17 protein-coding genes are annotated in these 26,883 nt (G+C 62.6%); 13 read left to right on the top strand and 4 right to left on the bottom strand.

Going from position 1 to position 26,883, the window contains the following annotated elements:
- Positions 1–161: 161 nt before the first annotated feature.
- The 6 genes from NKH41_RS17455 (at position 162) to NKH41_RS17430 (ending at position 14,948) form a co-directional block, all read left to right on the top strand.
- Positions 162–2,087 (top strand): autotransporter assembly complex protein TamA, encoded by a 1,926-nt coding sequence (locus NKH41_RS17455; protein WP_352771326.1) that lies wholly within the window; start codon positions 162–164, stop codon positions 2,085–2,087.
- A complete protein-coding gene (locus tag NKH41_RS17450) occupies positions 2,087–8,137 on the top strand; it encodes a translocation/assembly module TamB domain-containing protein (RefSeq protein ID WP_352771324.1) in 6,051 nt (2,016 codons plus the stop codon). The genes NKH41_RS17455 and NKH41_RS17450 overlap by 1 nt, the downstream gene beginning before the upstream one ends.
- 260 nt (positions 8,138–8,397) lie before the next feature.
- Entirely contained in the window at positions 8,398–10,050 is a 1,653-nt protein-coding gene (locus NKH41_RS17445; RefSeq protein WP_352771322.1) for an ABC transporter substrate-binding protein, read from the top strand.
- A gap of 221 nt (positions 10,051–10,271) precedes the next feature.
- Positions 10,272–11,306: an ABC transporter permease gene (locus NKH41_RS17440; RefSeq protein ID WP_352453204.1), complete on the top strand. Its 1,035-nt coding sequence runs from the start codon at positions 10,272–10,274 to the stop codon at positions 11,304–11,306.
- 12 nt (positions 11,307–11,318) lie between these two features.
- The gene (locus NKH41_RS17435; RefSeq protein WP_352503177.1) at positions 11,319–12,476 is read left to right on the top strand and encodes an ABC transporter permease; all 1,158 of its coding nucleotides are present in this window, start codon (positions 11,319–11,321) and stop codon (positions 12,474–12,476) included.
- 63 nt (positions 12,477–12,539) lie between these two features.
- On the top strand, positions 12,540–14,948 hold the full coding sequence (locus NKH41_RS17430; RefSeq protein WP_352771321.1) for a dipeptide ABC transporter ATP-binding protein: 2,409 nt from the start codon (positions 12,540–12,542) through the stop codon (positions 14,946–14,948).
- Between the two features lie 14 nt (positions 14,949–14,962).
- Here NKH41_RS17430 and NKH41_RS17425 read toward each other — a convergent pair whose 3' ends face one another.
- The gene (locus NKH41_RS17425) at positions 14,963–15,553 is read right to left on the bottom strand and encodes a transglycosylase SLT domain-containing protein (RefSeq protein ID WP_352779134.1); all 591 of its coding nucleotides are present in this window, start codon (positions 15,551–15,553) and stop codon (positions 14,963–14,965) included.
- 218 nt (positions 15,554–15,771) lie between these two features.
- Here NKH41_RS17425 and NKH41_RS17420 point away from each other — a divergent pair, with 218 nt between their 5' ends.
- The 3 genes from NKH41_RS17420 (at position 15,772) to NKH41_RS17410 (ending at position 20,793) form a co-directional block, all read left to right on the top strand.
- Complete coding sequence (locus NKH41_RS17420) at positions 15,772–17,310, top strand: trimethylamine methyltransferase family protein (protein WP_352771318.1); 1,539 nt, start codon at positions 15,772–15,774, stop codon at positions 17,308–17,310.
- An 83-nt stretch (positions 17,311–17,393) separates the two neighbouring features.
- A complete protein-coding gene (locus NKH41_RS17415; RefSeq protein ID WP_352771316.1) occupies positions 17,394–19,835 on the top strand; it encodes a GcvT family protein in 2,442 nt (813 codons plus the stop codon).
- 151 nt (positions 19,836–19,986) lie between these two features.
- Positions 19,987–20,793, top strand: a complete 807-nt coding sequence (locus tag NKH41_RS17410; protein ID WP_352542432.1) for a class I SAM-dependent methyltransferase — start codon at positions 19,987–19,989, stop codon at positions 20,791–20,793.
- A gap of 20 nt (positions 20,794–20,813) precedes the next feature.
- On the opposite strand, the gene NKH41_RS17405 is transcribed toward NKH41_RS17410, so the two are convergent.
- From NKH41_RS17405 to NKH41_RS17395, 3 genes are all read right to left on the bottom strand, one after another.
- Positions 20,814–21,206 carry a DoxX family protein gene (locus NKH41_RS17405; RefSeq protein ID WP_352771314.1) on the bottom strand — a complete coding sequence of 131 codons (393 nt, stop codon included), beginning with the start codon at positions 21,204–21,206 and terminating at the stop codon, positions 20,814–20,816.
- 157 nt (positions 21,207–21,363) lie between these two features.
- Positions 21,364–22,140: a VOC family protein gene (locus tag NKH41_RS17400; RefSeq protein ID WP_352473534.1), complete on the bottom strand. Its 777-nt coding sequence runs from the start codon at positions 22,138–22,140 to the stop codon at positions 21,364–21,366.
- A 278-nt stretch (positions 22,141–22,418) separates the two neighbouring features.
- Positions 22,419–22,868: a cupredoxin domain-containing protein gene (locus tag NKH41_RS17395; protein ID WP_352771312.1), complete on the bottom strand. Its 450-nt coding sequence runs from the start codon at positions 22,866–22,868 to the stop codon at positions 22,419–22,421.
- Between the two features lie 220 nt (positions 22,869–23,088).
- On the opposite strand from NKH41_RS17395, the gene NKH41_RS17390 reads away from it, so the two are divergent.
- The 4 genes from NKH41_RS17390 (at position 23,089) to NKH41_RS17375 (ending at position 26,860) form a co-directional block, all read left to right on the top strand.
- Positions 23,089–24,453 (top strand): NAD(P)-dependent oxidoreductase, encoded by a 1,365-nt coding sequence (locus NKH41_RS17390; protein WP_352771311.1) that lies wholly within the window; start codon positions 23,089–23,091, stop codon positions 24,451–24,453.
- A gap of 2 nt (positions 24,454–24,455) precedes the next feature.
- Positions 24,456–25,769: an NAD-dependent dihydropyrimidine dehydrogenase subunit PreA gene (preA, locus tag NKH41_RS17385; RefSeq protein ID WP_352771309.1), complete on the top strand. Its 1,314-nt coding sequence runs from the start codon at positions 24,456–24,458 to the stop codon at positions 25,767–25,769.
- A gap of 100 nt (positions 25,770–25,869) precedes the next feature.
- Positions 25,870–26,388, top strand: coding sequence for an RrF2 family transcriptional regulator (locus tag NKH41_RS17380; protein ID WP_352684717.1), 519 nt, complete (start codon positions 25,870–25,872; stop codon positions 26,386–26,388).
- Between the two features lie 13 nt (positions 26,389–26,401).
- Positions 26,402–26,860 (top strand): carboxymuconolactone decarboxylase family protein, encoded by a 459-nt coding sequence (locus tag NKH41_RS17375; RefSeq protein WP_352933165.1) that lies wholly within the window; start codon positions 26,402–26,404, stop codon positions 26,858–26,860.
- The last annotated feature ends 23 nt before the right edge of the window (positions 26,861–26,883 follow it).

Genomic DNA, 26,883 nt, shown 5'->3' with positions numbered 1-26,883 from the left:
CCGGTAGTAGCTCCATAGGACAGGGGATCACGCTTTCTTGCGGCGACGCAGAAGGTGTGAGTTCCAAGCCCTGTCTATTTCAGCAATTGGATTGTGGCCCCTTTACGAGTGCTTCAGAACTTCATTCCAATTTTAGGTTTGCGAGCTAGGCTAGGAGCGTAATGCCGGCGTATGAAAGGCAGATGTCGGGAGGAACCGCGCCACGGCGCGCGCTTTCGCGCGCCCTGCTTTTCGCATTGTTGTGCTCTACGGCACTTGTTGCCGAAACCGGAAGTGCGGCAGCCTTCGAGATTTTCGGCATCAAGCTGTGGGGATCCAAAGACGAAGATGCCGATATCGTCGACCCGCTGCGCTATGCGGTGACGATCGAGGCGCCGGACGCCGACAAGGATCTCGCCGAGAAGCTCGAAAACGCCTCGGCGCTGAAGGCCGACGAGGAACATCCGGTATCCGGTTCTCTCGGCCTACTGGCCAAGGCGCGCAGTGACCGTGAGCAACTTGTTGCCGCACTCTACACTGACGCCCGTTACGAGGGTGTCGTCACCATCACTATTCAGGGCAAGCCGCTCGACGATCTGCCGCCCGATGCCGAGTTTTCGGGTCCGCAGCCGATACCGGTGGTGATACGCATAGCAGCCGGGCCGAAATTCACGCTTGGCAACATCAGACTGGAAGGCGATGCCGCGGGGCTGGCAAGTGCCGATTTCGGTCTGATCGCCGGCGGTGACGCCAGTTCGGGCGCCGTGCTCAAGGCCGAGGCGGCGATCGTGCGGGCACTCAAGCAAGAAGGCAGGCCGCTGGCCAAGGTGACGGGCCGCGAGATCGTCGCCGAGCACGCCGGTTCGACGCTCGACGTGACGCTTGCCGTCGCGGCCGGCCCGGTCGCCAGCTATGGCGACACCACTGTCGAGGGCACGGAAAAGGTCGACCGCGACTTCACCGAATATATGACCGGCCTTAAGCGCGGGCGCCAATATTCGCCCGATGAGATCGACGATGCGCGCGACCGGCTGCTCGGGCTCGAGGTCTTCAACAGCGTGACGGTGAAGGAAGCCGACGCACTGGACGCCGAGGGCAACATCCCGATCGGTGTCCAGGTAAGCGAACGCAAGCCGCGCTATTTCGGCATTGGCGGCAGCTTCTCAAACACCGAAGGGCTGGGCCTCGAAGGCTATTGGGGGCATCGCAATCTGTTTGGCCGCGCCGAAAAGCTGCGCATCGACGGCAAGATCAGCGGCATCGGCAGCAACGACTTGACCCAACTCAATTACAATGCCGGCGTCATGTTCGAAAAGCCGGGCGTGGTCGGGCCGGCGTCGAAATTCATTGCCAGTGTCAATACCGTGCTGGAACACCCCGACGCCTACGACCATTTCTCGGTCAAGGGCAGCACCGGCCTGTCCTACGAACTCGACAAGAAGCAGACGGTTTCCGCGCAGGTCGCGCTGGATTATTCGAGGATCCACGACGCTTTCGGCAAGCACACCTATCTGATCGCCAGCATTCCACTGCAATATGTCTACGACAATCGCGACAGCAAACTCAATCCGACCCGGGGCTTCAGGGTGCTGGCCTATGGCGAGCCGAGCTACGACATTTTGAGCGGGGCTGCGTTTGTCAAGCTGAAGGGCGAGGGGTCGGCCTACCAGTCACTCGATTCGGCCTCGAAATTCGTTTTCGCCGAACGTGTCGCCATCGGCTCTATCATCGGCGCCAGTCTTCAAGATGTTCCGGCAGATCGACGCTTCTACTCAGGCGGCGGCGGTTCGGTGCGCGGCTATGCCTATCAAGGCATCGGCCCGAAGGACAGCAATGGAGAGCCGATCGGCGGGCTTTCCTTCTTCGAGACCTCGGTCGAGATGCGCATCGCCGTCACCGACAAGATCGGCGTCGTGCCGTTCGTCGATGCCGGCACGGTGTCGACCAGGCAGGTCCCCGATTTTTCGGACATGAAGGTCGGCGCGGGTGTAGGCTTGCGCTATCTGACGGCGTTCGGGCCGCTGCGCGTCGACGCGGCGGTGCCTCTCAACCGCGGTCCTGACGATCCTCATTTCGGCATTTATGCCGGCATCGGCCAGGCATTCTGATGGCAATATTCAGGCGCATCCTCCGTATTCTTTTCTACACGCTGCTCATCGTCGTGGCAGCGGCGGTGGGGGCGCTCGTCGTGCTGACCAAAACCGAGCGCGGCCGCGAAAACCTTGCCGGCATCATCTCGACCATGGCCTCGACCGGCGACCGCAAGGTGACTGTCGTCGGCATCGACGGCATCTGGTCGGGCGCGCTGAGGGTCGATCATGTCGTTCTGGAGGATCGCGAAGGCGCCTGGATGGTGGCGCGCAACGTGGCCGTCGACTGGTCGCCGCTGGCACTCCTGTCGAAGAGCTTCAGCGCCGATCGCATTGGGGCCGAGCGTATCGAGTTGGCAAGGCTGCCGGTGGCCAATACACAGCCGAGCCAAAGCGGAGCGACGACGCTGCCGGTTTCCATCGACGTCAGGCAACTCGACCTTCCCGAAATCGCGCTCGGGCAGGCTCTGGCCGGCAGCGGTGTGGCCGAACTTGCAGCCAAGGGAGCGCTCAAGGCGGACGCCTCTCCATTGGCGATCGAGACCAACCTCAACATCGTTCGCCACGACGGCAAGCAAGGCACGGTCGACGCCAAAGCCCATTTCGCGCCGGCCGACAACAAGCTCGACCTCGACCTTAAGGCATCCGAGCCGGCCGGCGGCATCATCGCCAACCTGCTCAACCTGCCGGGCGCGCCGCCGGTCAACATTGTCGTTTCCGGCACCGGACCGCTCGCCAACTGGAATGGCATCGGGACCTTCGTTGTCGACGGCCGGATCGTCACCCAGCTTACCGGTCGCCATCAGCTCACCGACAAGGGTCATTATGTCGAGGCCAACGGCGATGGCGAATTCGAGCGCTTCCTGCCCGAAACCCTGAAACCGCTGTTTGCCGGCAAGACCACCTTCGACCTCGCCGGCACGGCGACCGCGGCCGGCGGCGTCGATGTCGAGCGCGCCAATATCGACAGCGGCGCCTTGCACGCGACCGCTGCCGGCATTGTCGATCCGAACGGCGCCAGCGACCTTTCGGTGAAGCTCGCCGCAAAGGGGCCGCCGATCGTGCTCAGCCTCGGCAGCGAGGCGCAACCGATAACCGTGGCAATCAAGGATGCCACGGCCCGCGCTTTCGGCGATGGCAAGGCGCCGATGATGGATATCGGCGCGTCGCTGGTCTCGGTGGTGGCGGGCGGCACGCGGGTGGACGACCTGATCGGGCAAGTGCATTCCGATGGTTTCGACATCCAGAACCGTAGCGGGCCGGTCACCATCAAGCTGACGGCGGCCGGCCTGAACACCGACGTCGCGACTTTGGCGCCGCTGATAACGGGCAGGGTCAGCGCCGGTCTCGCCGGCTCCGTCAGCAGGGAACAGATTGTCGTCGATAAAGGCACGCTACGCAGCGACGCGCTCAATGCGTCCGTAACAGCCACAGTGGCGCTTGCCGATCTGTCGATGACGCTCAAGATGAATGCCGACGCGGCTTCGACGGCGCTGCCGCCGCAAATCAGCTCGGTTCTCGGTGAGCGCGTGCAGTTTTCCGCAACCGCGACACGCGACCCGGACGGTGCGTTCGCCGCCAACGCATTGCAACTCACCTCCGGTACGCTTAGCGCCAGCGGCACCGCCAGTGTGCAAGGCACCGATATCCGAGCCGATATCAAGGGTACGCTGGGCGACGTGTCGGTGCTGTCGCCGCTGGTCGGCGCCAACGTCGGCGGCGCCGTCGGTTTCGGGCTTACCGCAAGCGGCGCGCGCAGCGCACCGGATTTCTCGGTTTCGGCCAACAGCGACAGCCTGACGGCGTCCGGCCATACGGTGAAGCAGATCAGGCTGAGCGCGAGCGGCAAGGCCGATATCGCCAGTCCCGCCGCCGATGTCTCGCTGACCGGCTCGGTCGACGACCAGCCGCTCGACCTCAAGGCATCGCTGGTCACAACCGACGGCAAGCGCTCCATCAATGGACTTGCCGTCTCGTTAGCCGACAACAAGGTCTCCGGCGACCTCGGGCTCGACGACAACCTGCTGCCGCTCGGCACGTTGACCCTCGATGCCGCCGATATTGCTCCGCTGGCCGCACTCACAGGCCAGTCGGTAGCCGGCGACGTGCGCGGCACCATCCGCTTTGCGAACGACAACGGAGCGCCGACGGTCGCGATCGATGCGACGAGCACCGTGATTTCGCGCGGCGAACTGGCGGCGAAGACAATCGCCGTCAACGCGCTGGTCGCCAATTATCTCAAAGCACCGGCAATCGCCGGCAAGATCAAGGCCGACACGATCACCTCCGGACCCACGGTGATCAGCGGCATCGATGTCGACCTGAAGCGCGATGGCGACTGGACCGGCTTTAGCGGCGGCGCCACGGTCGCCGGCATTCCGGCCAGCGCGTCCGGGCGGGTCAGGGTTGCGAACGGCACCACCAGCATCGAGCTTGCCTCGGGCGAGGCGACCATCCGCGGCATCAAGGCAGCTGTCGCGCAGCCATCAGCGCTGACAATCGCCAATGGCAGGGTGAGCATAGAGAAATTGGCGCTCGGTGTCGGCGGTGGTTCGGTTGCCGTGTCGGGTACGGCCGGCCAGACGCTTGATCTCGCTGCCACCTTGTCGGCGGTGCCGGCAGCGCTTGCCAATGATTTTTCACCGGGTCTCGATGCCGTGGGCGTGCTCAGCGGCACCGCGCAGGTCACCGGATCGTCGGCTGCCCCAGATATTCGCTTCACCGCCCGGCTCAACGGCGCCGAAACCAGCCAGACCCGGCAGGCTGGGCTCGGGCCGCTGGATCTCGACGCGGCAGGCCGTTTCTCGTCGGCCAGCGGCCTGGCCATCGAGCAGGCGACGCTTGCCGGCGAGAAGATCTCCGGCAAGGCAGCCGGCACCATCAATCCGAACGGTGCCAGCGATTTTTCGCTCCACCTGGCCTCTACCGGTCCGAGCCTGCCGTTGTCGCTTGGCAGCAAGGAGAGCCCGATCAAGCTCGAGCTACAGGCGATATCGCTAACGGCGGCCGGGCAGGGCGCCCAGCCGAAGCTCGACATTTCCGCGACGCTGCCATCGGCCGCCACCAATCTAGCTATGATCGAGGGCATCACGCTTGCGCTGCACTCCGATCGCTTTGACGTGAAAGCCCGGAGCGGGCCGATCTCCGGCACCGTGACTGCCGAAAAAATCGGCATCGACAATCCGACTATCGCGCCGCTGATCGCCGGCAAGGTCACCGCCAAACTCGCCGGCAGCCTTGCCGCCGATGCCATCGTCATCGATAGCGGCACGGTGACCAGCGACGCGTTGAACAGCGGCTTCAACGGGCGGGTCTCGCTGGCCGACGGCGCCATCGACCTCAATGTCAAGGCGGACGCCGCCTCGGCGGCACTGCCGGGGGCGGTACGTGGCGTGCTCGCCGAGCGAACGCAATTCAGTGCCGCGCTGAAGCGGGACGCCAATGGCAGTGTCACCGCCAATACCGTCAGGCTGTCGTCCGGTTCGCTGACGGCAGACGGCCAGGCGAGCCTTGCCGACAACAAGCTCAGCGCCGACGTCAAAGGCGCGCTAGGCGACGTCTCGCTGCTATCCAAGGACGCCAAAGGCGCCATCTCTTTCGCGCTGAATGCGCAAGGCGCCAGCATCGCGCCGGATCTGTCGCTGACTGTCAACAGCGACAGGCTTTCGGTCGCGGCGCGCGAGATCACCGGTCTGAAGCTTACTGCCACCGGCAAGGCTGATGCCGCCAACCCGGCTGCGAATGTGCGACTCACCGGAAATGTCGGCGGCCAACCGCTGCAGGGCAGCGCCGTGCTGGCGACATCGGACGGCAAACGCGCCATCAACGGGCTTTTGCTGTCGCTCGGCAAGAACCGTATCTCCGGCGACCTGGCGCTCGACGATGCCTTCGTTCCGGCCGGCACCGTGGCGCTCGACCTGCCCGATATCGGTCCGCTTGCGGCCCTGGCACTGGAAAAGGCCGATGGCGATGTGCGCGGCACGATCGCCTTCTCCAAGGCGGGTACCGTGCCGCAAGTCGCCGTCAAGGCGACGACGGCCTCGATCTCGCGCGGCGATGTCTCGGCCAAGGCCGTGAGCATCGATGCGCTGATCGCCAACTATCTGGCGGCACCGGTGATCTCGGGCAAAATCCGTGCCGACAGCGTAACTTCCGGCGGAACGGCTATTCGGGGCGTCAACGTCGATCTCAAGCGCGACGGCGAATGGACCGGCTTTTCCGGTGGCGCCACCGTCAAGGATATTCCGCTGAGGGCGGCCGGCCGGGTCAAGGCGGTCAAGGGCACGACGACGGTCGAACTTGCCTCCGGCGAGGCGACCATCCGCGGCATCAAGGCGGCCATCGCCCAGGCCTCGACCATCAACATCGCCAATGGAGTGACCAGCCTCGACAGGCTGGTGCTCAACCTCGGCGGCGGCACGGCGACGGTCACGGGCAAGGCTGGGCAGGCGTTCGACCTCAACGCGACGCTGGCCCGCGTCCCGATCTCGATAGCCAACAGTTTTTCGCCGGGCCTCGATGCCGCCGGTTCCATCTCGGGCACGGTGAAGGTGACGGGCGCGCCGGCCAATCCGGCCGTTGCCTTCAAGATCGACGCCGCAGGCGTTCAGACGTCGCAGACCCGTGGTGCAGGTTTCGGCGGCATTGGCGTTTCATCCTCAGGTACGTATTCGGGCAACAGACTGACCTTCGACGCCAACATGAGCGATGCCGCCGGCCTCGGCCTCAAGGGCGGCGGCACGATGACGACATCAGGCGCGCCCACCCTTGATCTCAACTTTTCCGGCAAGGTGCCGTTCGCCTTCCTCACCAGGACACTCGCCGCGCAAGGCCTGTCCCTCAGCGGCACGGCCGACGTCGATGTGCAGGTGCGCGGCCCGGCGACGTCGCCGGTGATCTCAGGCACGGTCCGCACGTCGGGCGCCCGTCTGGTCGATGCGCGATCGGGGCTTGCGATCAACGACATCACCGCCGATGTCGCTATCGGCAATGGCGTGGCCAGGATCAACCGCCTGACCGGCACGCTGTCGACACGCGGCAGCCTTTCGGCCAGCGGCACCGTCGGCATCGATCCGGCAAAAGGTTTTCCGGCCGACCTGTCGGTCAAGCTCGTCGATGGCCGCTATACCGACGGCAAGGTGGTCACCGCCAATCTTGGCGGCGACCTGACCGTCAAGGGACCGCTCACCTCCGCGCCGGTGATTTCCGGTACGGTCAACCTGGCCAAGACCGTCATCACCGTACCCGAAAAGCTGCCCGGCTCGCTGGCCGAGCTCAACGTCAAGCACAAGAATGCGCCGGCCGCCGTGCGTGCGCAGGACAAGGCGTTGCGCCCGGCCGCTGCAAGCAGTGGCGGCGGCGGCAACGGCCTCAATCTCGACGTCACGGTCAATGCGCCGAGCCAGATCTTCATCCAGGGCAGGGGTGTCGACGCCGAGCTCGGCGGTTCGCTGCGGCTGACCGGCCCGGCATCGTCACCCCAGGCGGTCGGCACCTTCACCTTGCGGCGCGGACGGTTGACGATCCTTGCCAAGCGGCTGACCTTCACGGAAGGCACCGTCGGCTTTTCCGGCTCTCTGGTGCCCTACCTCAATCTCACGGCGCAATCGAAGACGACCAGCGCCACCGTGACCATCGTGGTGTCGGGCGAGGCGAACAACCCGAAATTCACCTTCTCCTCGGTACCCGCGTTGCCGGAGGATGAGGTGCTGGCGCAGCTGATCTTCGGCCGTTCGATGTCGAACCTGTCGCCGCTGCAGATCGCGCAGCTTGCCGAAGCTGCCGGACAATTGGCCGGCGTCGGCGGCTCGACCTCCCTGCTGCAGAACCTGCGCAGCGCAATCGGCGTCGACGATCTCGACGTAATCACCGATGAACAGGGTGGCACCGCCGTCTCGGCGGGCAAGTATCTCAACGACCGTACCTATGTGACGATCCAGAAGGGCGACAGGCCGGGCTCGGGCAAGGCAACCGTCGATCTCGACGTTGGGCGCGGCGTCAAGCTGCGTGGCGAGGCAACCGACGCCGGCGAAGCCAAAGGCGGTGTTTTCTACGAACGGGAATATTGAAACCGGCCGTTCGCGCAGAACAACTGGTTGCCTGAGAACGAGTGGCGCAGCGGCGAATGTCCCAGTTTAATTGCCTGTGGGGATTTCGGACGAAATCCCTGGCGCAGTAGCAAATTTGCGCCAAGACTGTCGTTATCGCGCGAACCGCCCTGCTTTCAAAGTTGCACATTCCTTGGCATGTTCCCAATCCCTGCCGTCTTTGACATCATGGCGAGGATGCGGAATGTTAAAAGGCAGAAAGCCAACAATGGGAGTAAGTCATGACGATCTACAAGAGTAACGGCGACCGCGTTCCCGATCACATCCTGGCCATGGCCGAAGACGCCAAGGCAGGCAAGATGGATCGTCGCGAATTTCTGGCTCTCGCCAGCGTCTTCGGCGCGTCGACGGCGATGGCCTATGGCATGCTTGGCCTTGCAGACCCGACGCCGGCCAAGGCGGAAGAGGTGAAGGGCAAGAAAGGCGGCATACTGAAGGTCGCGCAATGGATCAAGGATCCGAAGGATCCGCGCAAGTCCGACTGGTCGGAAATCGCCAATGCCGAGCGCCAGGCGCTCGAGCCGCTGGTCAAATACACCACCGAATACACGTTCCGCCCCTATCTGCTGGAGAGCTGGGACGTGAATGACGACGCCACCGAATACACGCTGCATGTGCGCAAAGGCGTCACCTGGAACAACGGCGATCCGTTCACCGCAGACGACGTCATCTTCAACCTCAAGCGTTGGGCCGACAAGAAGGCCGAAGGCAATTCCATGCCAGGTCGCCTCGGTTCGCTGGTCAAGGACGACAAGCTGGATGAGAGCGCGGTGACCAAGGTCGACGATCACACGGTCAAGCTGACGCTCAGCAAGCCGGATATCGCCCTCATTCCCAACGTGTGCGACTATCCCGGCCTTATCGTCCACAAGACCTTCGACGAGAAGGGCGGCGACTTCAAGTCCTGCCCGATCGGAACCGGCCCGTTCGAGTTGGTCTCCTACGATGTCGGCCAGAAAGTGGTCTACAAGCGCCGCGAAGACAACAAATGGTGGGATGGTGACGTCTTCCTCGACGGCATCGAGTTCATCGACTACGGCACCGATCCGGCGGCGATGGTCAGCGCTTTCGAGGCAGGCGAGGTGCACACCAACTTCGAGACGTCGGCCGACTATGTGTCGATCCTCGACGGCATGGATTTGGTGAAGTCGGAGATCGTCACCGCCTCGACGATCGTCTGCCGTACCAATGTGACCAACAAGCCTTACGGCGACCAGAAGGTTCGCAACGCCCTGCAGCTCGCGGTCGACAACAATGTCGTCCTCCAGCTCGGCTACGGCAATGCCGGCACGGTTGCCGAAAACCACCATGTCGCCCCGATCCATCCGGAATACTATGAATTGCCGAAGATTGCTCGCGACCCGGCCAAGGCAAAGGCGCTGATGGCCGAAGCCGGCCAGGCCGATTTCGAGCACGAACTGATCACGGTCGACGAAGACTGGCACAAGAACACAGGCGATGCGATCGCCGCGCAGATGCGCGACGCCGGCATCAAGGTCAAGCGTACGGTGCTGCCGGGTTCGACCTTCTGGAACGACTGGACGAAGTATCCGCTGTCGATGACCAACTGGAACATGCGGCCGCTCGGCGTCCAGGTTCTGGCGATCGGCTATCGCACAGGTGAGGCCTGGAACGAGACGGCCTGGTCGAATCCGGAGTGGGATGCCAAGCTCAACGCTGCGCTGGCAGTTGCCGACGCCGCCAAGCGCAAGGAAATGATGAAGGATATCGAGCAGATCCTGCAGGATTCCGGCATTATCATCCAGCCTTATTGGCGCAAGCTCTACAGCCATTCGGTCAAGGCGGTGCAGAACTACAAGATGCACCCGACCTTCGAGCGCGACTACGGCAAGGTCTGGCTCGACCAGGCCTGACCGGACGATCCGGAAAGGGGCGTCTCGCCCCTTTCCCTCGCTCTTTGCATGGTCCTTGGACCGGAAGTCGGCGCAGCAAAAAGTTGCGGACTCTTCGGCCTGGGTCTGCAATAAAAAGGGTATTGCATCTGGGACTGGTCTGAAGGCTTGTTCTGCCGCTGGCGGCAGCGCACGGCTTGCAAACCGGTTCCACCCCCCAACCCGACCGGCAGGGGACCGCCATGCTTTCTTTCGTTATCAGGCGTCTCGGCACCATGGCAGTGACGATGCTGTGCCTGACGATGATCGTCTTCTTCCTGGTCAATCTCGGGCCTAATCTGAAGAAGCTCGCGATCAGCCAGACCGAAATGCACACATCCGCCGAGCAGCTTGAGGCTTGGCTGGTCAACCATGGCTATCGGCAGAATTTCTTTATCCGCTACGGTCAATGGCTGGGCATCATGCCCAAGCAGCCGGTGACCGACCCGGCGACCGGCAAGCCCGCACAGCGTTTCTCCTTCTGCAACGATCCGGTCGTGCCGACATTCTCCGGCATCCTGCAAGGCGATTTCGGTTGCTCGACCAAGTTCAAGACGACGGTCGCTTCGAAACTCTTTCCGGCGCTCAGCGCCACCGGCATCCTGATGCTCTGCGTGCTGGCCGTAATGGTGCCGATCTCGCTTTTGATCGGTATTCTCGCCGGTATGCGCGAGGGTTCACGCACCGACCGCACATTGTCGGTGGCTTCGATCGCCTCGACGGCGACGCCCGAATATGTTTCGGGCGTCATCTTCACCGTGATCTTTGCCTCCTGGCTCGGCGTGCTGAACGGTTCGGCGGCCTCGGCCAGCCAGGGCATCACCTTCTATAATTTCACCTTGCCGGTGATGACGCTGGCGATCTACGGCATCGGCTACATCGCTCGCATGACCCGCGCCTCGATGGTCGAGGTGATGACCCAGCAATATATCCGAACCGCCCGGCTGAAGGGCCTCTCCTTCGGCAGCGTGGTGATAAAGCACGCTCTGCGCAACGCCCTGATCGCGCCATTCACGGTCATCATGCTGCAGTTCCCCTGGCTGCTCACCGGCGTCGTCATCGTCGAGGTGATGTTCCGCTACCAGGGGTTCGGCTACACCCTGGTCGAGGCCGCCGGCAACAACGACATCGATCTTCTGCTCGGCTGCTCGCTGGTCTCGGTGTTTATCGTCCTGATCACACAGCTCATCTCCGATGTCGGCTACGCGTTCCTCAATCCGCGCATCAGAGTTCAATAGGAGACCGGGCGGATGCAGGTCGAATATCTCAGCGCCTTCAACGTCGTACTCGGCGTGCTTGCCCGCTTCTGGCCGGTCTGGATCGCTCTCGCCCTTGTGATGGGGGCGAGCTTCGGCTACAAGAAGAAGCTAGGCCTTTACGGCCAGCTTTTCGACAGCGGCGTCGGCATCGTCGGCGTCGGCATCTGCCTGTTCTGGCTGTTTACGGCGATCTTCGCGTCGACCATCTCGCCCTTCGATCCGCTCGCCCAAGTGCCGATCATGAAGGACGCGCTGCCGGGCGCAATCGAGCCGGGGTCGAAACTTGTATACTATTTCGGCGGCGACAAGCTCGCCCGCGACGTGTTCTCCCGCATGGTCTATGGCAGCCAGATCGTGCTGATCATCGCGCCGGCGGCGACCGGTTTTGCGCTGATGGTCGGCATTACGCTCGGCCTGCCGGCCGGCTATTATGGCGGCAAGATCGATACGGTGCTGTCCTTCCTCGCCAACCTTGTGCTGGCCTTCCCGGTGATCCTCCTGTTCTACCTGCTGGTGACGCCGGGCATCATGGACACGCCGATCCCCTACGCGATGGCAGGGCTGTTCTTCCTGTTTCCGATCATCTTCTTCAGTGTGCTGTTCTGGACGCGCTACAAGAACCGCCCCGACCGCCTCTATATCCTGCTTGGCCTGACGTTGGTACTTGGCGGCTGGATCTATGCGGGCCTTGTCTTCGATGCCGATCCGTTCAAGATCATCCACATCGATCCCAACCAGCTCAACATCTTCGTGGCGGTGGTGTTCGCCTCCAGCCCCGGCGTGTTCCGCATCGTGCGCGGCCTGGTCATGGACATCAAAACGCGCGACTATGTTGCGGCGGCACAAACGCGCGGTGAATCGCCCTGGTACATCATGCTGTGGGAGATATTGCCCAATGCGCGCGGGCCGCTTATCGTCGACGCCTGCCTGCGCATCGGCTACACCACGATCCTGCTCGGTACGCTCGGCTATTTCGGGCTGGGACTGGCGCCGGAAAGCCCGGACTGGGGCACGGCGATCAAGGATGCCAGCCGGCTGCTGCGCTCCTTCATCCACCCGGCGCTGCCGCCGACGATCGCATTGATGTCGTTCGTGCTCGGCCTCAACCTCCTGGCGGATTCGTTGCGCGAACAGTCTATGAAAGATTGATGCCGGGAAGATCGATGCCGGGTTCGGCCCGACATGCCTGAAGAACAAGGATTGGAGCGACCCATGAACGAGGCAGTTCGAAATCCCGCCAAGCCGACCAATGGGCCGATCATCGAGATCGAGAACCTGTCGATCTCCTTCTTCACCCGCAAGGGCGAAATCCCGGCGGTCATGGATTTTTCCTGCACGGTCATGCCTGGCGAGGCGATGGGTATTGTCGGCGAATCCGGCTGCGGCAAGTCGACCGTGTCGCTGGGCATCATGCGCGACCTCTCCAACATCGGAAAGATCGTCGGCGGAAAGATCAAATTCCAGGGCAAGGACATGGGAGAACTGTCCGACGAGGAACTGCGAGCTATCCGCGGCAACAAGATCGCGATGATCTACCAGGAGCCGATGGCCAGTCTTAACCCGGCGATGAAGGTCGGCCAGCAGCTGATGGAAGTGCCACTGATCCACGACAAGGTGTCGAAGGACGAAGCTTACAAACGCGCCTTGGAAATGGTGCGCGCGGTGAAGCTGCCGGATCCCGAGCGCATGATGCGTTCCTACCCGCACCAGCTTTCCGGCGGTCAGCAGCAGCGCATCGTCATTGCCATGGCGCTGCTGTCGAAGCCGGCGCTGCTTCTGCTCGACGAGCCGACGACAGCGCTCGACGTGACGGTGGAGGCCGGCATCGTCGACCTGGTCAAGGGGCTGGGCGAGAAGTTCGGCACCTCGATGATCTTCGTGTCGCACAACCTCGGCCTGATCCTGGAGACCTGCGACCGCATCACGGTGATGTATTCGGGCGAAGCGGTGGAGACCGGCAAGATCAAGGACGTCTTCGACCGGATGCGCCATCCTTACACGCAAGGCCTGTTCCGCTCGATCCCGTTGCCGGGCGCCGACAAGAATTCGCGGCCGCTGATATCCATCCCGGGGCAGTTGCCGCTACCGCACGAGCGGCCAAAGGGCTGCAATTTCGGCCCGCGCTGCCACCATTTCGTCGAGGGCGTCTGCAACGCCGCCGAAATTCCGATGATCGCGGTCGAAGGCCATGACGGGCATTTCTCGCGCTGTGTGCGCTTCAACGAGATCGACTGGGCGGCGCTGCCACCCGGCGCCAAGAAGGTCAACGAGCGGGTGGTGCCCGGTGCGCCGGTGCTCCAGATCGAAGACCTCCGGAAGTACTACAAGGTCGGCGGCAGCGAAGTGTTCGGCTCGAGCGAGGGCCGTGTCGTCAAGGCCAACGAGACGATCTCGTTCATGGCGCGCGAATCCGAAACCGTCGCGATCGTCGGCGAATCCGGCTGCGGAAAATCGACCCTGGCCAAGGTGCTGCTCGGCCTCGAAACGGCAAGCTCCGGCCGCGTCAAGCTCGGCAACAAGGAGATTCAGTCGACCGGGATCGAGAAGCGCAGCGTCGACACGGTGTCATCGATCCAGATGGTGTTCCAAAATCCGTTCGACACGCTCAATCCCAGCCATTCGGTCGGTTCGCAGATCATCCGTACGCTGGAAAAGTTCAACGTCGGCGACACAGTGGCCGACCGCCGCAAGCGAATGCTGGAATTGCTCGACCTGGTGAAGCTGCCGAGGGCGTTCGAGTCGCGCAAGCCGCGCCAGCTTTCAGGCGGCCAGAAACAGCGCATCGGCGTTGCGCGTGCCTTTGCCGGCGACGCCAAGGTGGTGGTGGCCGACGAGCCGGTCTCGGCACTGGATGTGTCGGTCCAGGCCGCGGTAACCGAGCTCTTGATGGACATCCAGCGCAAGAACAAGACGACGATGCTGTTCATCAGCCACGATCTGTCGGTGGTGCGCTACATCGCCGACCGCGTCGTCGTCATGTATCTCGGCTATATCGTTGAGCAAGGCACGACCGACCAGATATTCGCGCCGCCCTATCACCCCTATACCGAGGCATTGCTGTCGGCGATCCCGATCGCCGACACAAGCGTGGTCAAGAAGCACATCGTGCTGGAGGGCGACATCCCTTCGGCGATGAACCCGCCGTCCGGCTGTCCGTTCCAGACGCGCTGCGGCTACAAGAAACTGGTGCCGGACAACCTTTGCGAAACCAAGGTGCCGCCAGTCAAAAATCTCGGCGACGGCCATATGAGCCTGTGCTGGCTGTCCGACGACGTGCTGGCGAAAATGGAGCCGGTGATCAAATTCGACAAGGAGCACGCCGCAAATGAGGGCGTGCCGGATGATGCAAACCACGGTGTTGGCCCGGGCTTTGCCGGAGATCCGCCCAAGCGCCCGCATGGAAAGACTGGCAGCGTTGAAGCCGATGCCGAGGGCCAGGCAGTGGAGAATGCCGAAGCGGTCGCCAAAGCCCGCCGTCACGAGGTTCGCGACGAGGTTTCAGAGACCGGCACCTCAAGCTCTGCCGGCAGCCAGGTGGCACCAATCATGCCGCCGACTGTCGGCGACGGCCGACAGGCCGAGGACGCCACGCGCAAGCCGCGCAAACCCAAGGGCGGCTGAGAGCCGTTAATAGGCTAGGGCGCGCATTGCCGTAGCTGCGCGGCGTAGTCCTGCGCCATCTGTTCGGTGGCATGCGCATAGCGCTGCACGTCGGCGTCGCCGCGATTGCCGCGCTTATAGGCATTCCAGCCGAGATAGTAGGCGAGATACAGATTGTAGGTGTCGTTGCGGGCGACGCCGAGGGTCTCGGCGGTCTTGGAATGATACCAGCCGACGAAATCGACGGCATCGGCAAACCTGGTGCGGCGCGCCGCCCAGCTTCCGGTCTCGTTCTGGTATTGCGCCCAGGTGCCATCGAGCGCCTGCGAGAAGCCGGTGGCGCTGGAGATATGTTTCCAGGGAATGAAGCCCAGCAGCTTGGTGCGCGGCGGCCTTGCGTTGCTCTTGAAGCCGGATTCCTTGCGCACCGTCGCCATCAGCACGGGAACCGGCACACCGTATTTCTGCTCGGTTCGTTGTGCCGCCGCCTGCCAATTGTCGAACCAGCCGTCATTCTGGTCGAAAACGGCGCACACATCGTTGATATGGTTCGGTGGCGTCGCGCAGGCCGAAAGCGCCAGCGGCGCGGCAATCGCTATAATTTTACTAAAACTCGACCTACGCATCGGAAGAGCATTAGGCCGAAAACATAAAAGGAATCTTGCTGTCTTCCTTAACGGCTCATCGGCCGCTTTGGCCGACACTGAGCAGGTATAAACATTCCGACGTTTGTTGTCGCTTTTACCGATGTGAAATTCCCGGAATGCCGCCTTGGCTAAAATCACGCCCGCAGGTGGCGGATTCTTGACAGCTCGATCCTCGTGCCGGCGCTTTGATGCGCGGCATGAGCGAACCAAGACGCAAGCGCGGCGCCGAGCGAACCAGCAACAGGGGACCGACCGCCATCCCGCAACTGCCGTTGCGCCGCGTCACCAATCCCTATCCGCCAATGGCGATGCTCTCGGCCGACCAGATCGAGGCGATCCACCAGGCGTCGATGCATATCCTGGAGAATTTCGGCATCGAGGTGATGAGCCCGCGGGCGCTGTCGCTGTTCGAGAAGGCCGGGGCCAAGGTCGATCATGCCACGATGAACGTCCGCATCGATCGCGGCATGATCGAGGAAGCGCTGAAGACGACGCAGTCCAGTTATACGCTGACGCCGCGCAATCCCACCCATGCCGTCCACCTCGGCGGCAATACCATCAACTTCACGCTCGTCGCCGGGCCGCCGAATGTGCACGACATGGAGCGCGGCCGCCGTGCCGGCAATTTGCGCGATTATTCCGAGCTCGTCCGGCTGGCGCAGCATTTCAACTGCATCCACATGCTAGGCAACCAGGTCTGCGCGCCGGTAGAATTGCCGGCGAATTCCCGTCATCTCGACACCTATTTCGCCAATCTGACACTGACCGACAAAAGCTTTCACGTCTCGGCCATCGGCCGCGGCAGGGCGCTCGACGGCATCGAAATGATGGCAATCGCGCGCGGACTGACGCTTGATGAGATGCGCCACGATCCCGGCGTCACCACGATCATTTCGGTCAATTCGCCGCGCCGCTTCGACGAGATGATGGCCGAGGGGCTGATGACGATGGCCGAGTTCGGCCAGTCGGTGGCGGTAACGCCATTCACGCTGATGGGAGCGATGAGCCCGGTGACGCTTGCCGGCGCGCTCGCCCAGCAGAATGCCGAGGCGCTGTTCGGCGTGGTGCTGACGCAGCTCGTCCGCCCCGGCGCGCCGGTGATGTATGGCGCCTTCACCTCCAATGTCGATATGAAATCGGGAGCGCCGGCGTTCGGCACGCCTGAAAATACCAAGGCGAATATCGCGTCCGGACAGTTGGCGCGGCGTTACAACCTGCCTTATCGCACAACGCCGGGCTCGGCTTCCAATGCCGCCGACGCGCAAGGCGCCTATGAGACGCTGATGGCGCTGTGGGGCGCGGTGCTCGGCCATGGCAACCTCGTCTACCATGCCGCCGGCTGGCAAGAGGGCGGACTGACAGCGTCGTTCGAAAAGTTCATCATCGACGTCGAGATGATCCAGCACATGATGGAGTTTTTGCGTCCGATCGAGGTCAACGAGGCCGAGCTTGCCGTCGAGGCTCTGGGTGCGGTTCCGACCGGCGGCCACTTCTTCGGCGAGCCGCACACGCTGGAGCGCTACGCCACGGCCTTCTACCAGCCGATGCTGTCCAACTGGCAGAATTTCGAGGCTTGGCAGGAAGCTGGTGGGCTAGACGCCACGGCGCGAGCGACGAGGCTGTGGAAGAAGGCGCTGGAGGACTATGTCGAGCCGGTGATGGAAATCTCCAGACGCGAGGCGCTTGAGGCGTACGTGGCCAAGCGCAAGGAAGCGATCGGGGCGGGCGAGCCTTAAGCGCCGCTCGTCTTGTTCGGCTTCATTCTCTTCTCCTCCAGAATCATGAAACCCATCCAACTCTTTGAAACGACGAGAATCCCATGAAATCGCATGCAAAGGTCGTTGTTATCGGCGGTGGCGTTGTCGGGTGCTCCGTGCTGTTCCATCTGGCCCGGCACGGCTGGACAGACATCGTGCTTCTGGAGCGCGATGAATTGACCTCCGGCTCGACCTGGCATGCCGCCGGCGGCATGCACACGATCAATGGCGATCCCAATGTCGCCAAGCTGCAGAAATACACAATCTCGCTCTACAAGGAGATCGAGGAACTGTCCGGCCAGGCGACCGGCGTGCATTTGACTGGCGGCGTCTTGCTGGCAGCGACGGAGGCGCGGCTCGACTGGCTGCGCGGCGTCGTCGCCAAGGGCCGCTATCTCGGCATCGAGCTCGAGGAGATATCGCCTGATGAGGCGGCCGAGCTGATGCCGTTGCTCGATCCCAAGCAGTTCGTCGGTGCCGTGCGCAACAAGGAGGACGGTCATCTCGACCCGTCCGGCGTTACCCACGCCTACGCCAAGGCGGCGAGGAAGCTTGGTGCCGAGGTCGAGCGTTTCACCAAGGTCGAGGACATTGTGCGGCGCGCCGACGGGTTGTGGCGCGTCATCACCAACAAGGGCGAGGTTGTGGCCGAACATGTCGTCAATGCCGGCGGCCTGTGGGCGCGTGAGGTCGGCCGCATGGTCGGGCTGGAGCTGCCGGTGCTGGCGATGGAGCACATGTACCTGATCACCGAGGACATGCCGGAGGTCGCCGCCTGGAACCAGAAGACCGGCACGGAGATCATTCATGCGGTCGACTTCGACGGCGAGCTCTATCTGCGCCAGGAACGCGGCGGCATGCTGATGGGCACTTATGAAAAGGCCAACAAGCCATGGTCCGAATTCCAGACGCCATGGAATTTCGGCCACGAACTGCTGGAGCCCGATATCGACCGCATCGCACCGTCGCTGGAGGTTGGCTTCCGGCATTTCCCGGCGTTCCAGAACACCGGCATCAAGCAGATCATCAACGGACCCTTCACCTTCGCGCCGGACGGCAATCCGCTGGTCGGGCCGGTGCGCGGCCTGCCGGGGTTCTGGGTGGCCTGTGGTGTCATGGCCGGGTTCTCGCAGGGCGGCGGCGTCGGCCTGGCGCTGTCGAACTGGATGATCGAGGGCGATCCCGGCGCCGACATCTGGGCGATGGATGTGTCGCGCTACGGTGACTGGGCCACGATGGCCTATACCAACGCCAAGGTGCGCGAGAATTATTCGCGGCGGTTTTCGATCCGCTTCCCGAACGAGGAACTGCCGGCTGGGCGACCGCTCAAGACGACGCCGGTCTATGATCTGTTGTCGGCCGAGGGCGCGCAATGGGGCGTCGCCTATGGGCTGGAAGTGCCGCTGTGGTATGCGCCCGAAGGGGTCAAGGACGAATTCTCCTGGCGCCGCTCGAGCGACTTCGAGCATGTCGCGAAAGAAGTGGAGACGGTTCGGCAACGCGTTGGTCTGTCGGAAATCTCGTCATTCGCCAAATACAGAGTCACCGGTGAGGGCGCAGCAACCTGGCTCGACAGTATGCTCGCGTGCAAATTGCCAAGGCCCGGCCGCATGACGCTGGCGCCGATGCTGAAGGAAGACGGCAGGTTGATCGGCGATTTCACGCTGGCCAATCTCGGCGGTCCAAATTCTGCAAGCAAGGATTGGTTCCTGGCCGGCAGCGGTGTCGCCGAGCAGTACCACATGCGCTGGTTCGAAGCGCATCTGCCGAAGGACGGCTCTGTTAGCATCGAGGCGCTGGGAGCAAAACTCACCGGCCTGTCGATCGCCGGGCCGAGCGCGCGGAACCTTCTTGAAAAGGTCACACGATCTGATGTGTCGAATACGGCCTTTCCGTTCATGGCCATCAGCAGGATGGATATCGGCATGGCGCCGTGCCTGGTCGGGCGCGTCAGCTACACCGGCGACCTCGGCTACGAAATCTGGGTGGCGCCGGAATATCAGCGTGCCGCCTATCAGGCGCTGATGGCGGCGGGCGAGGAATTCGGCATCGGCCTGTTCGGCTCGCGCGCGCTCAATGCGCTGCGGCTCGAGAAGAATTACGGCTCATGGGCGCGCGAATACCGGCCGATCTATGGGCCGCTGGAGGCCGGCCTCGACCGCTTCGTCGCCTATGGCAAAGAGGCCGATTTCATCGGCAAGCAGGCAGCGCTGGCGGAGCGCAAGCAAGGCGGCAGACTGCGGTTGCGGGCCTTTGTCGTCGATGCTGCCGATGCCGACGTCATCGGCGACGAGCCAATCTGGTATGGCGGTGCCGTGCGCGGCTGGGTCACGTCAGGCGGCTACGCACATCATTCAAAAAAATCCGTCGCCATGGGTTATGTGCCGAAAGAGATCGCCGATGAGGCCAACGGTTTCGAGATCGAGCTATTGGGCAAGCGTTACGCCGCACGCATGCAGCAGACACCGCTGTTCGACGCCAATTTCGAGCGGATGCGCGGTTGAGGAACCGAGTGGCATAGCGAAGTCGCCGTGCCGGTGGCACGATGAAAGGGGGAGGACGATTTCGCGATAGTGAAAATTCTTTCGCGCGGTGACCTTTGGTTTTATTGTCGAGCTGCGGCGGAAGGCTGGGCAATTGCTTCGGAGGTCCACCATGCCCGACGTGTATGCGCAGATCACAACCGCTGATCCGGCTGTTGTCGCGGTTCTTATCAACGCGATGGAGTTGCGGGCCGCAGACCCGCGCCAGAAGGCAATTCGCCACTCGTTTTTCTCGTCGATCGATTTTCCGGAAAGGGCACGCGTCCTCGAAGGCGGCTGCGGCTCGGGACCGATCAGTCGCGAGCTTGCGCGCTGGCCGGGGGTGAACGAGGTTGTTGGGCTCGATCCGTCGCCGATATTTCTGGCGAAGGCGCGCGAGCTTGCCGCGGATATCCCCAACCTGAACTTCGTCGAAGGGGATGCCAGGTCGCTGCCGCACGAGGACAACTCGTTCGATGTGGTCATCTTCCATACCTGCCTGACCCATGTGCCCGGTCCCGAAAAGGCCCTGACGGAATCGTTGCGCGTGCTTCGCCCAGGCGGCTGCCTGGCGATCTTCGACGGCGATTACGCGACGACGACGGTCGCCATCGGCGATCATGATCCGCTGCAGGATTGCGTGGATGCCGCAATGGCGGCGCTGGTGAATGACCGCTGGCTGACGCGCCGGCTGCCGCTGCTGGCGAAATCGGCGGGCTTTGTCGTCGAAAAATTCGACAGCTACGGCTACGCCCAAATTGCCGCGCCCGACTACATGCTGACTCTGGTCGATCGCGGCGCCGATATTCTGGCCGGCTGGAAGCGACTCGACAAGGCGCTTGGCGACGGGCTGAAGCACGAGGCGCGCCGGCGTGTCGAAGCCGGAGAGTTCTTCGGGTTCATCGCCTTCGCGGGCCTGATTGCGCGCAAGTCGGGCTGAGCGCGCGCTGATCCGCCCGGCTACGATGTTTTGCGGTTGTCCAGTGCCAGGGCGCCGGGGCCGGCGAATACCAGATAGAAGAAGATGAAGCAGAAGGAGATCGCGGCATCGCCGCCATTGTTGACCGGGAAGAAGCTCTGCGGCATGTGCGCCATGAAATAGGCGATCGCCATCTCGCCGCTGAGAAGGAATGCCACCGGCCTGGTGAAAAGCCCCAATACCAGCAGGATGCCGCCTCCGAATTCCAGGATGGCCGCGGTCAGCGATAGCCCGCTCATGGTGCCGGCATGGTCGCCGACGGGGAAATTGAACAGTTTCTGGGTGCCGTGCTCAATGAACTGCAGCGCCGTCATGATGCGCAAGGCGGCAAGGGCGAACGGTTGATATTCGGCGAGGCCTTCGAAAAGCTTCATCTACGACTCCATTTTTCACCTAGCCCGGCCATAGGTCATCGCCAAAGGCCGGACCATTCACATAGTCCGGCCTGCATTCAACTGTCGGTGAGTGAGTCGTGAGGCGTGCTGCAGCCTTGGGGCCGCACGATGGCGGCCCCGCAATTGGCGCGGCCTGTTACCGCGTCGGTGCCATTAGCGCGAAATGGGCGCCTTGCGGATCCGTGCACTGTACGATCCAGCTGCCGCCGGGGACCTCCATCGGACCCATCAGGATCTTGCCGCCATTGTCGGTGACGCGCTTGGCTGCCGCGTCGATGCCGGGCACGTTGAAATAGAACTGCCAGACCGGCGCCGGGATCTGCTCGGGCTTGTTCATCATGCCGCCAACGAGCTCGCCGCCGAAGGCGAAAAGCTGGTAGACGCCCATCGGACCCATATCCATGGCGTCGCCCTTCTCCCAGCCGAACTGGCTGGAATAGAAATCGAACGCCGCCTTCCAGTCTGACGTGTAGAGCTCATGCCAGCCGATGTTGCCGGGGGTCGCCAACGGTAGCGGCGGCTGGTCGGGGCCGCTGGGCTGCAGGAAGTTGAACATCGCGCCTTGCGGGTCTGCAACGACGGCGAAGCGGCCGACGCCAGGAATGTCGTCGGGCTCGCGGTGAACCGCGCCACCAGCCTTCTTGAGGGAGGCCGTTGCGGCATCGATGTCCCTGGTGAGGATATAACCGACCCAGGCCGGCGGCATGCCCATCTTGCGCGCGTCATCGGGCAGCGTCATCAACCCGCCGACGCCGCGCTCGCCGACATTCATGACGATATAGCGCGGCATGCCCTGGGCCCCTTCGAAAGGCTGCCCCCTCCAGCCCACCACGGAGGTGTAAAACGCCTCGGCGGCATCGAGATCGGTGGTCATCAGCTCGTACCAGAAGAAGGGCATGGGGGACTGTGGCATTGTCGTACTCCTTGCGGTTTGTACATCGATCATGCGCGATCCATTCTAGGACGATCTTCACGACGAAAATCCGACAGCCAACCAAAAAAGATGACGGCAAATTGGAAATGTTACCGGGTTGCGCGCCCTGCGGTTTTCGACTTTGCTCGCAGTCAACGAGGGGTTGTTGATCCATGCGCCGGATGTCGCTCACTTCCCTGACCAGAGCGGACCATCCCAGTCTAAAGCCTATCCCGCTGCCCGGAATGGTTGCGGAAGGCGTGGTGCGAAGCGAGGGGTCAGATCCAAGCAGCTATGGCTTCACGAGCAATCACCTCTACCGTGCATTCGAGACTGAGCAATAGGAAATGCGAACAGTCGTCTGTCGGCCCGGGTATTGATCGCAACCAGTGCGAGTTCTCGACTCGGAGGAGGGGCCATCTGTAGGAGGCTTGCCCGCCAGAGCCAATCAACGGGATTGAGCTGCTAGCGCTGACATGGGTCACTCCCAACATGTCGTCATGAGCCGAAAGTGCTAGCACTCCGTGGAAGTTGATCTTCAGGGTTCGTTCGGATGCCCCGATGAAGAAGTCGCCTTCGACGGCCAATTCAAAGTAGTTGTCGGATTTCAGACGCCACACCTGACAGGCAGCCAGCGGTAATTCTTCCACAGGCTCCCACCGCTGAACCGCCTCCTGAACAATGTCCATCACCTTCTCCAATGTTTGAAAATCGCGCACGATGCTCAAGCGCCTACCGCCCCGTAAGCGCTTTCGAACAGCTTGTCGCCACTGGTAACCAATTCTGGGCGCCGCATCCATTGAGGCGCAACGGACGGTGCTCAAAAACATGAGTGCATTTATCATATTTTTATCGAGAGGTTTCAGCGGTTTGCGCCGAAAATTGACCAATTGATAAAAAAACAAAACGTGCTAGCCTTCCCCAAAACAAGAACATGGGGAACTGACGATGCCAGAAGGCCAGTTCAAGCAAGGCATTGCCGGCGGGCGGCTCTCGCCGGACCAATATGCCGACAATTTCGCCGACCTGCACCCGCCACTCGATCATCACGAGGCGCTGGTCGAGTCCGACCGCTGCTATTTCTGCTATGACGCGCCTTGCATGAATGCGTGTCCGACCTCGATCGACATCCCGCTGTTCATCCGCCAGATTTCGACGGGCAATCCGATCGGCTCAGCCAAGACTATTTTTGACCAGAACATTTTGGGCGGCATGTGCGCCCGCGTCTGCCCGACCGAGACGCTATGCGAAGAAGTCTGCGTGCGGGAGGTGGCCGAAGGCAAGCCAGTGCAGATTGGTCGCCTCCAGCGCTACGCCACCGATGTCGCTATGGCCGAAAACAAGCAGTTCTACAAGCGCTCCGAACCGACCGGCAAGACGGTCGCCGTGGTCGGCGCCGGACCGGCCGGGCTTGCGGCCGCGCATCGGCTTGCCCGCCACGGCCACGACGTGACCATCCTGGAAGCCCGGCCGAAGCCCGGCGGCCTCAATGAGTACGGTATCGCCGCCTATAAAAGCGTCGACAATTTTGCCCAGGCCGAAGTCGACTATGTCACGTCGATCGGCGGCATCGACATCCAGAACGGCAAGGCGCTCGGCCGAGATTACCAGCTGTCGGACCTGACCAGGAATTACGATGCGGTGTTCCTCGGCATGGGGCTTGCCGGCGTCAATGCCTTGCGAGCGGATGGCGAGGAGGCGCAAGGCGTCACCAATGCCGTCGAGTTCATTGCCGAGCTTCGTCAGGCCAGTGATCTGGCCAGCCTGCCGGTCGGCCGGCGTGTTGTCGTCATCGGCGGCGGCATGACGGCGATCGACGCGGCGGTGCAATCGAAGCTGCTCGGAGCCGAAGAGGTGACGATCTGCTATCGGCGCGGCCCGGAGCACATGAATGCCTCCGAATTCGAGCAGGATCTGGCTGCCGCCAACGGCGTCATCATCCGGCACTGGTTGCAGCCGAAGCGGGTCATTGCCGACGCCGGCAAGGTGTCGGCGATCGAGCTCGAATACACCGCGATGGACGGCGACAGGCTCGTCGGCACCGGCGAGCGGCTGACGCTCGTCGCCGATCAGGTGTTCAAGGCGATCGGCCAGAGCTTTGTCCCGGCTGCGCTCAACGGCAGCGGTGCGGAGGTCGCGCTGGAAGCCGGCCGCATCAAGGTCGACGCGGAAGGGCGCACCTCGCTGGCCAATGTCTGGGCTGGCGGCGACTGCATTTTCGGCGGCGACGACCTGACAGTCTCGGCCGTCGCGCAAGGCCGCGATGCGGCGGAGAGCATTCATCGGGCACTGACCTCGAACGGGAGGGCATGAGCATGGCAGACATCCGCAACAATTTCGTCGGCATCAAGTCGCCGAACCCGTTCTGGCTGGCTTCGGCGCCGCCGACCGACAAGGCCTATAATGTCATTCGCGCCTTCAAGGCGGGCTGGGGCGGCGTGGTATGGAAGACGCTCGGCGAAGAGGGCCCGCCGGTGGTCAACGTCAACGGTCCGCGCTATGGCGCGATCTGGGGCGCCGACCGTCGTCTGCTCGGCCTCAACAACATCGAGCTGATCACCGACCGCGACCTGCAGGTCAATCTGCGCGAGATCAAGCAGGTCAAGATGGACTGGCCCGACCGGGCGATCGTCGTCTCGCTGATGGTGCCTTGCGAGGAGCATGCCTGGAAGGCGATCCTGCCGGTAGTCGAGGAGACCGGCGCTGACGGCATCGAACTCAATTTCGGCTGCCCGCATGGCATGTCGGAACGCGGCATGGGTGCGGCGGTCGGCCAGGTGCCGGAATACATCGAAATGGTGGTGCGCTGGTGCAAGGCCAACACCCGCATGCCTGTCATCACCAAGCTGACGCCCAACATCACCGACATACGCAAGCCGGCACGCGCTGCCCTTGCCGGCGGCACCGACGCGGTGTCGCTGATCAACACCATCAATTCGATCACCGGCGTCAATCTCGACAATTTCGCACCGGAGCCGACGATCGACGGCAAAGGTTCGCATGGCGGCTATTGCGGTCCGGCGGTGAAGCCGATCGCCATGAACATGGTGGCCGAGATCGCGCGCGATCCGGAAACGAAGGGCCTGCCGATCTCCGGTATCGGCGGCATCACCACCTGGCGCGACGCCGCCGAATTCATGGCGCTCGGCGCCGGCAATGTGCAGGTGTGCACGGCGGCGATGACCTATGGCTTCAAGATCGTGCAGGAGATGATCGCCGGCCTGGAAAACTGGATGGACGAAAAGGGCCATGCCACGCTCGACGACATCGTCGGCCGCGCCACTCCCAACGTCACCGACTGGCAGTATCTCAACCTCAACTACGTCGCAAAGGCGCATATCGACCAGGAGGCCTGCATCAAATGCGGCCGCTGCCACATCGCCTGCGAGGACACCTCGCACCAGGCCATCACCAGCATGGTCGACGGCGTCAGGCATTTCGAGGTGATCGAGGCCGAATGCGTCGGCTGCAATCTGTGCGTCAATGTCTGCCCGGTCGAGAACTGCATCACCATGGAGCCACTGGCGGTTGGCGCGATCGATGAGCGCACTGGTAGGCCAGTGTCGCCGATCTATGCCAACTGGACGACGCATCCCAACAATCCGATGGCCAAGGTGGCGGCGGAATAGCATTTCGAAAAAAGCGGCGTCCATGGGCGCCGCTTTTTGACTTTCCTATTGCGGATAAAAGATATCCAAGATAATCTATATCCATGAACAGGAGAGCGAAATGAAGCTGGGCGAAGGCGTCGAAGCAGCCATCCACTGCGCCGCGATGCTCGCCGGCGTTGATGGCGCCGCGACCTTGCCAGGTGCTGCCATGGCCGAAGCGTTCGGGCTGTCGCCGAGCTATCTGCTTAAGCATCTCAACGCGCTGACTGCGTCCGGCATTCTGGAATCAGTGCCGGGGCCGTCCGGCGGCTACCGGCTGGCGCGGCCGGCGGAACGCATAACGCTGCTCGACATCGTGCTGGCCGTCGAGGGGCGTGAACCGGCGTTCCGCTGCGCCGAAATCCGCCAGCGCGGCCCAGCGAAGCTCGATGCCTCGGTCTATGTCAAACCCTGCGGCATCAACGTAGCCATGCTGAAGGCCGAGCGCGCCTATCGCGCCGCGCTCGCCGACGCCTGGCTGTCCGACATCGTTGCAGAATACACGGCCGATGCCGATCCCCGTTCGGTCGCCGCGAACTGCGCCTTCGTCGAGCGCCATCGGCGGCCGCAGAAATCAAGTTCAACCAAGCAAGCATGAAAGGCTACAGACGATGAAACAGAGGCTGCAATTTTTCGGCGCGGCGCCGGAGATCATGAAGGCGGTGTCAGCGCTCAACAAGGCAGTCGACGAATGCGGGCTCGAAAAAAGCCTGTTGCATCTGATCAAGCTCAGGGCATCGCAGATCAATGGTTGCTCGTATTGCGTCGAGATGCACAGCCGTGAGGCTAGGCGCGATGGCGAGACTGAGCAGAGGCTTTATCTCGTCTCGGCCTGGAAGGAATCGCCGCTATTTTCGGCACGCGAACGCGCCGCCTTTGCCTGGACGGATGCGGTGACGAAGATCGCCGAAAGCGGTGTTTCGGACGAACTCTATGTGCAGACGCTCGAGCATTTCTCGGAAGAGGAACTGGTCAAGCTGTCGGTTGCGCTCGGCATGATCAACATCTGGAACCGGCTTTGCGTTCCGTTCCATGCAATCCATCCGATGCCAGCGGTCATGGCCGCTTGAGGACCAGGCGCGCGGCCTTGGGC

The organism is Mesorhizobium sp. M1169 (assembly GCF_040318345.1).
Classification (GTDB): domain Bacteria; phylum Pseudomonadota; class Alphaproteobacteria; order Rhizobiales; family Rhizobiaceae; genus Mesorhizobium.
Note: the sequence above shows the minus strand (reverse complement) of the source record. Positions and strands in the feature narration are given on the sequence as shown.

Coding starts and splice junctions, on each gene's coding strand:
- NKH41_RS17455 (WP_352771326.1), top strand. CDS start 162: ATGCCGGCGTATGAAAGGCAGATGTCGGGAGGAACCGCGCCACGGCGC.
- NKH41_RS17450 (WP_352771324.1), top strand. CDS start 2,087: ATGGCAATATTCAGGCGCATCCTCCGTATTCTTTTCTACACGCTGCTC.
- NKH41_RS17445 (WP_352771322.1), top strand. CDS start 8,398: ATGACGATCTACAAGAGTAACGGCGACCGCGTTCCCGATCACATCCTG.
- NKH41_RS17440 (WP_352453204.1), top strand. CDS start 10,272: ATGCTTTCTTTCGTTATCAGGCGTCTCGGCACCATGGCAGTGACGATG.
- NKH41_RS17435 (WP_352503177.1), top strand. CDS start 11,319: ATGCAGGTCGAATATCTCAGCGCCTTCAACGTCGTACTCGGCGTGCTT.
- NKH41_RS17430 (WP_352771321.1), top strand. CDS start 12,540: ATGAACGAGGCAGTTCGAAATCCCGCCAAGCCGACCAATGGGCCGATC.
- NKH41_RS17425 (WP_352779134.1), bottom strand. CDS start 15,553: ATGCGTAGGTCGAGTTTTAGTAAAATTATAGCGATTGCCGCGCCGCTG.
- NKH41_RS17420 (WP_352771318.1), top strand. CDS start 15,772: ATGAGCGAACCAAGACGCAAGCGCGGCGCCGAGCGAACCAGCAACAGG.
- NKH41_RS17415 (WP_352771316.1), top strand. CDS start 17,394: ATGAAATCGCATGCAAAGGTCGTTGTTATCGGCGGTGGCGTTGTCGGG.
- NKH41_RS17410 (WP_352542432.1), top strand. CDS start 19,987: ATGCCCGACGTGTATGCGCAGATCACAACCGCTGATCCGGCTGTTGTC.
- NKH41_RS17405 (WP_352771314.1), bottom strand. CDS start 21,206: ATGAAGCTTTTCGAAGGCCTCGCCGAATATCAACCGTTCGCCCTTGCC.
- NKH41_RS17400 (WP_352473534.1), bottom strand. CDS start 22,140: ATGCCACAGTCCCCCATGCCCTTCTTCTGGTACGAGCTGATGACCACC.
- NKH41_RS17390 (WP_352771311.1), top strand. CDS start 23,089: ATGCCAGAAGGCCAGTTCAAGCAAGGCATTGCCGGCGGGCGGCTCTCG.
- preA (WP_352771309.1), top strand. CDS start 24,456: ATGGCAGACATCCGCAACAATTTCGTCGGCATCAAGTCGCCGAACCCG.
- NKH41_RS17380 (WP_352684717.1), top strand. CDS start 25,870: ATGAAGCTGGGCGAAGGCGTCGAAGCAGCCATCCACTGCGCCGCGATG.
- NKH41_RS17375 (WP_352933165.1), top strand. CDS start 26,402: ATGAAACAGAGGCTGCAATTTTTCGGCGCGGCGCCGGAGATCATGAAG.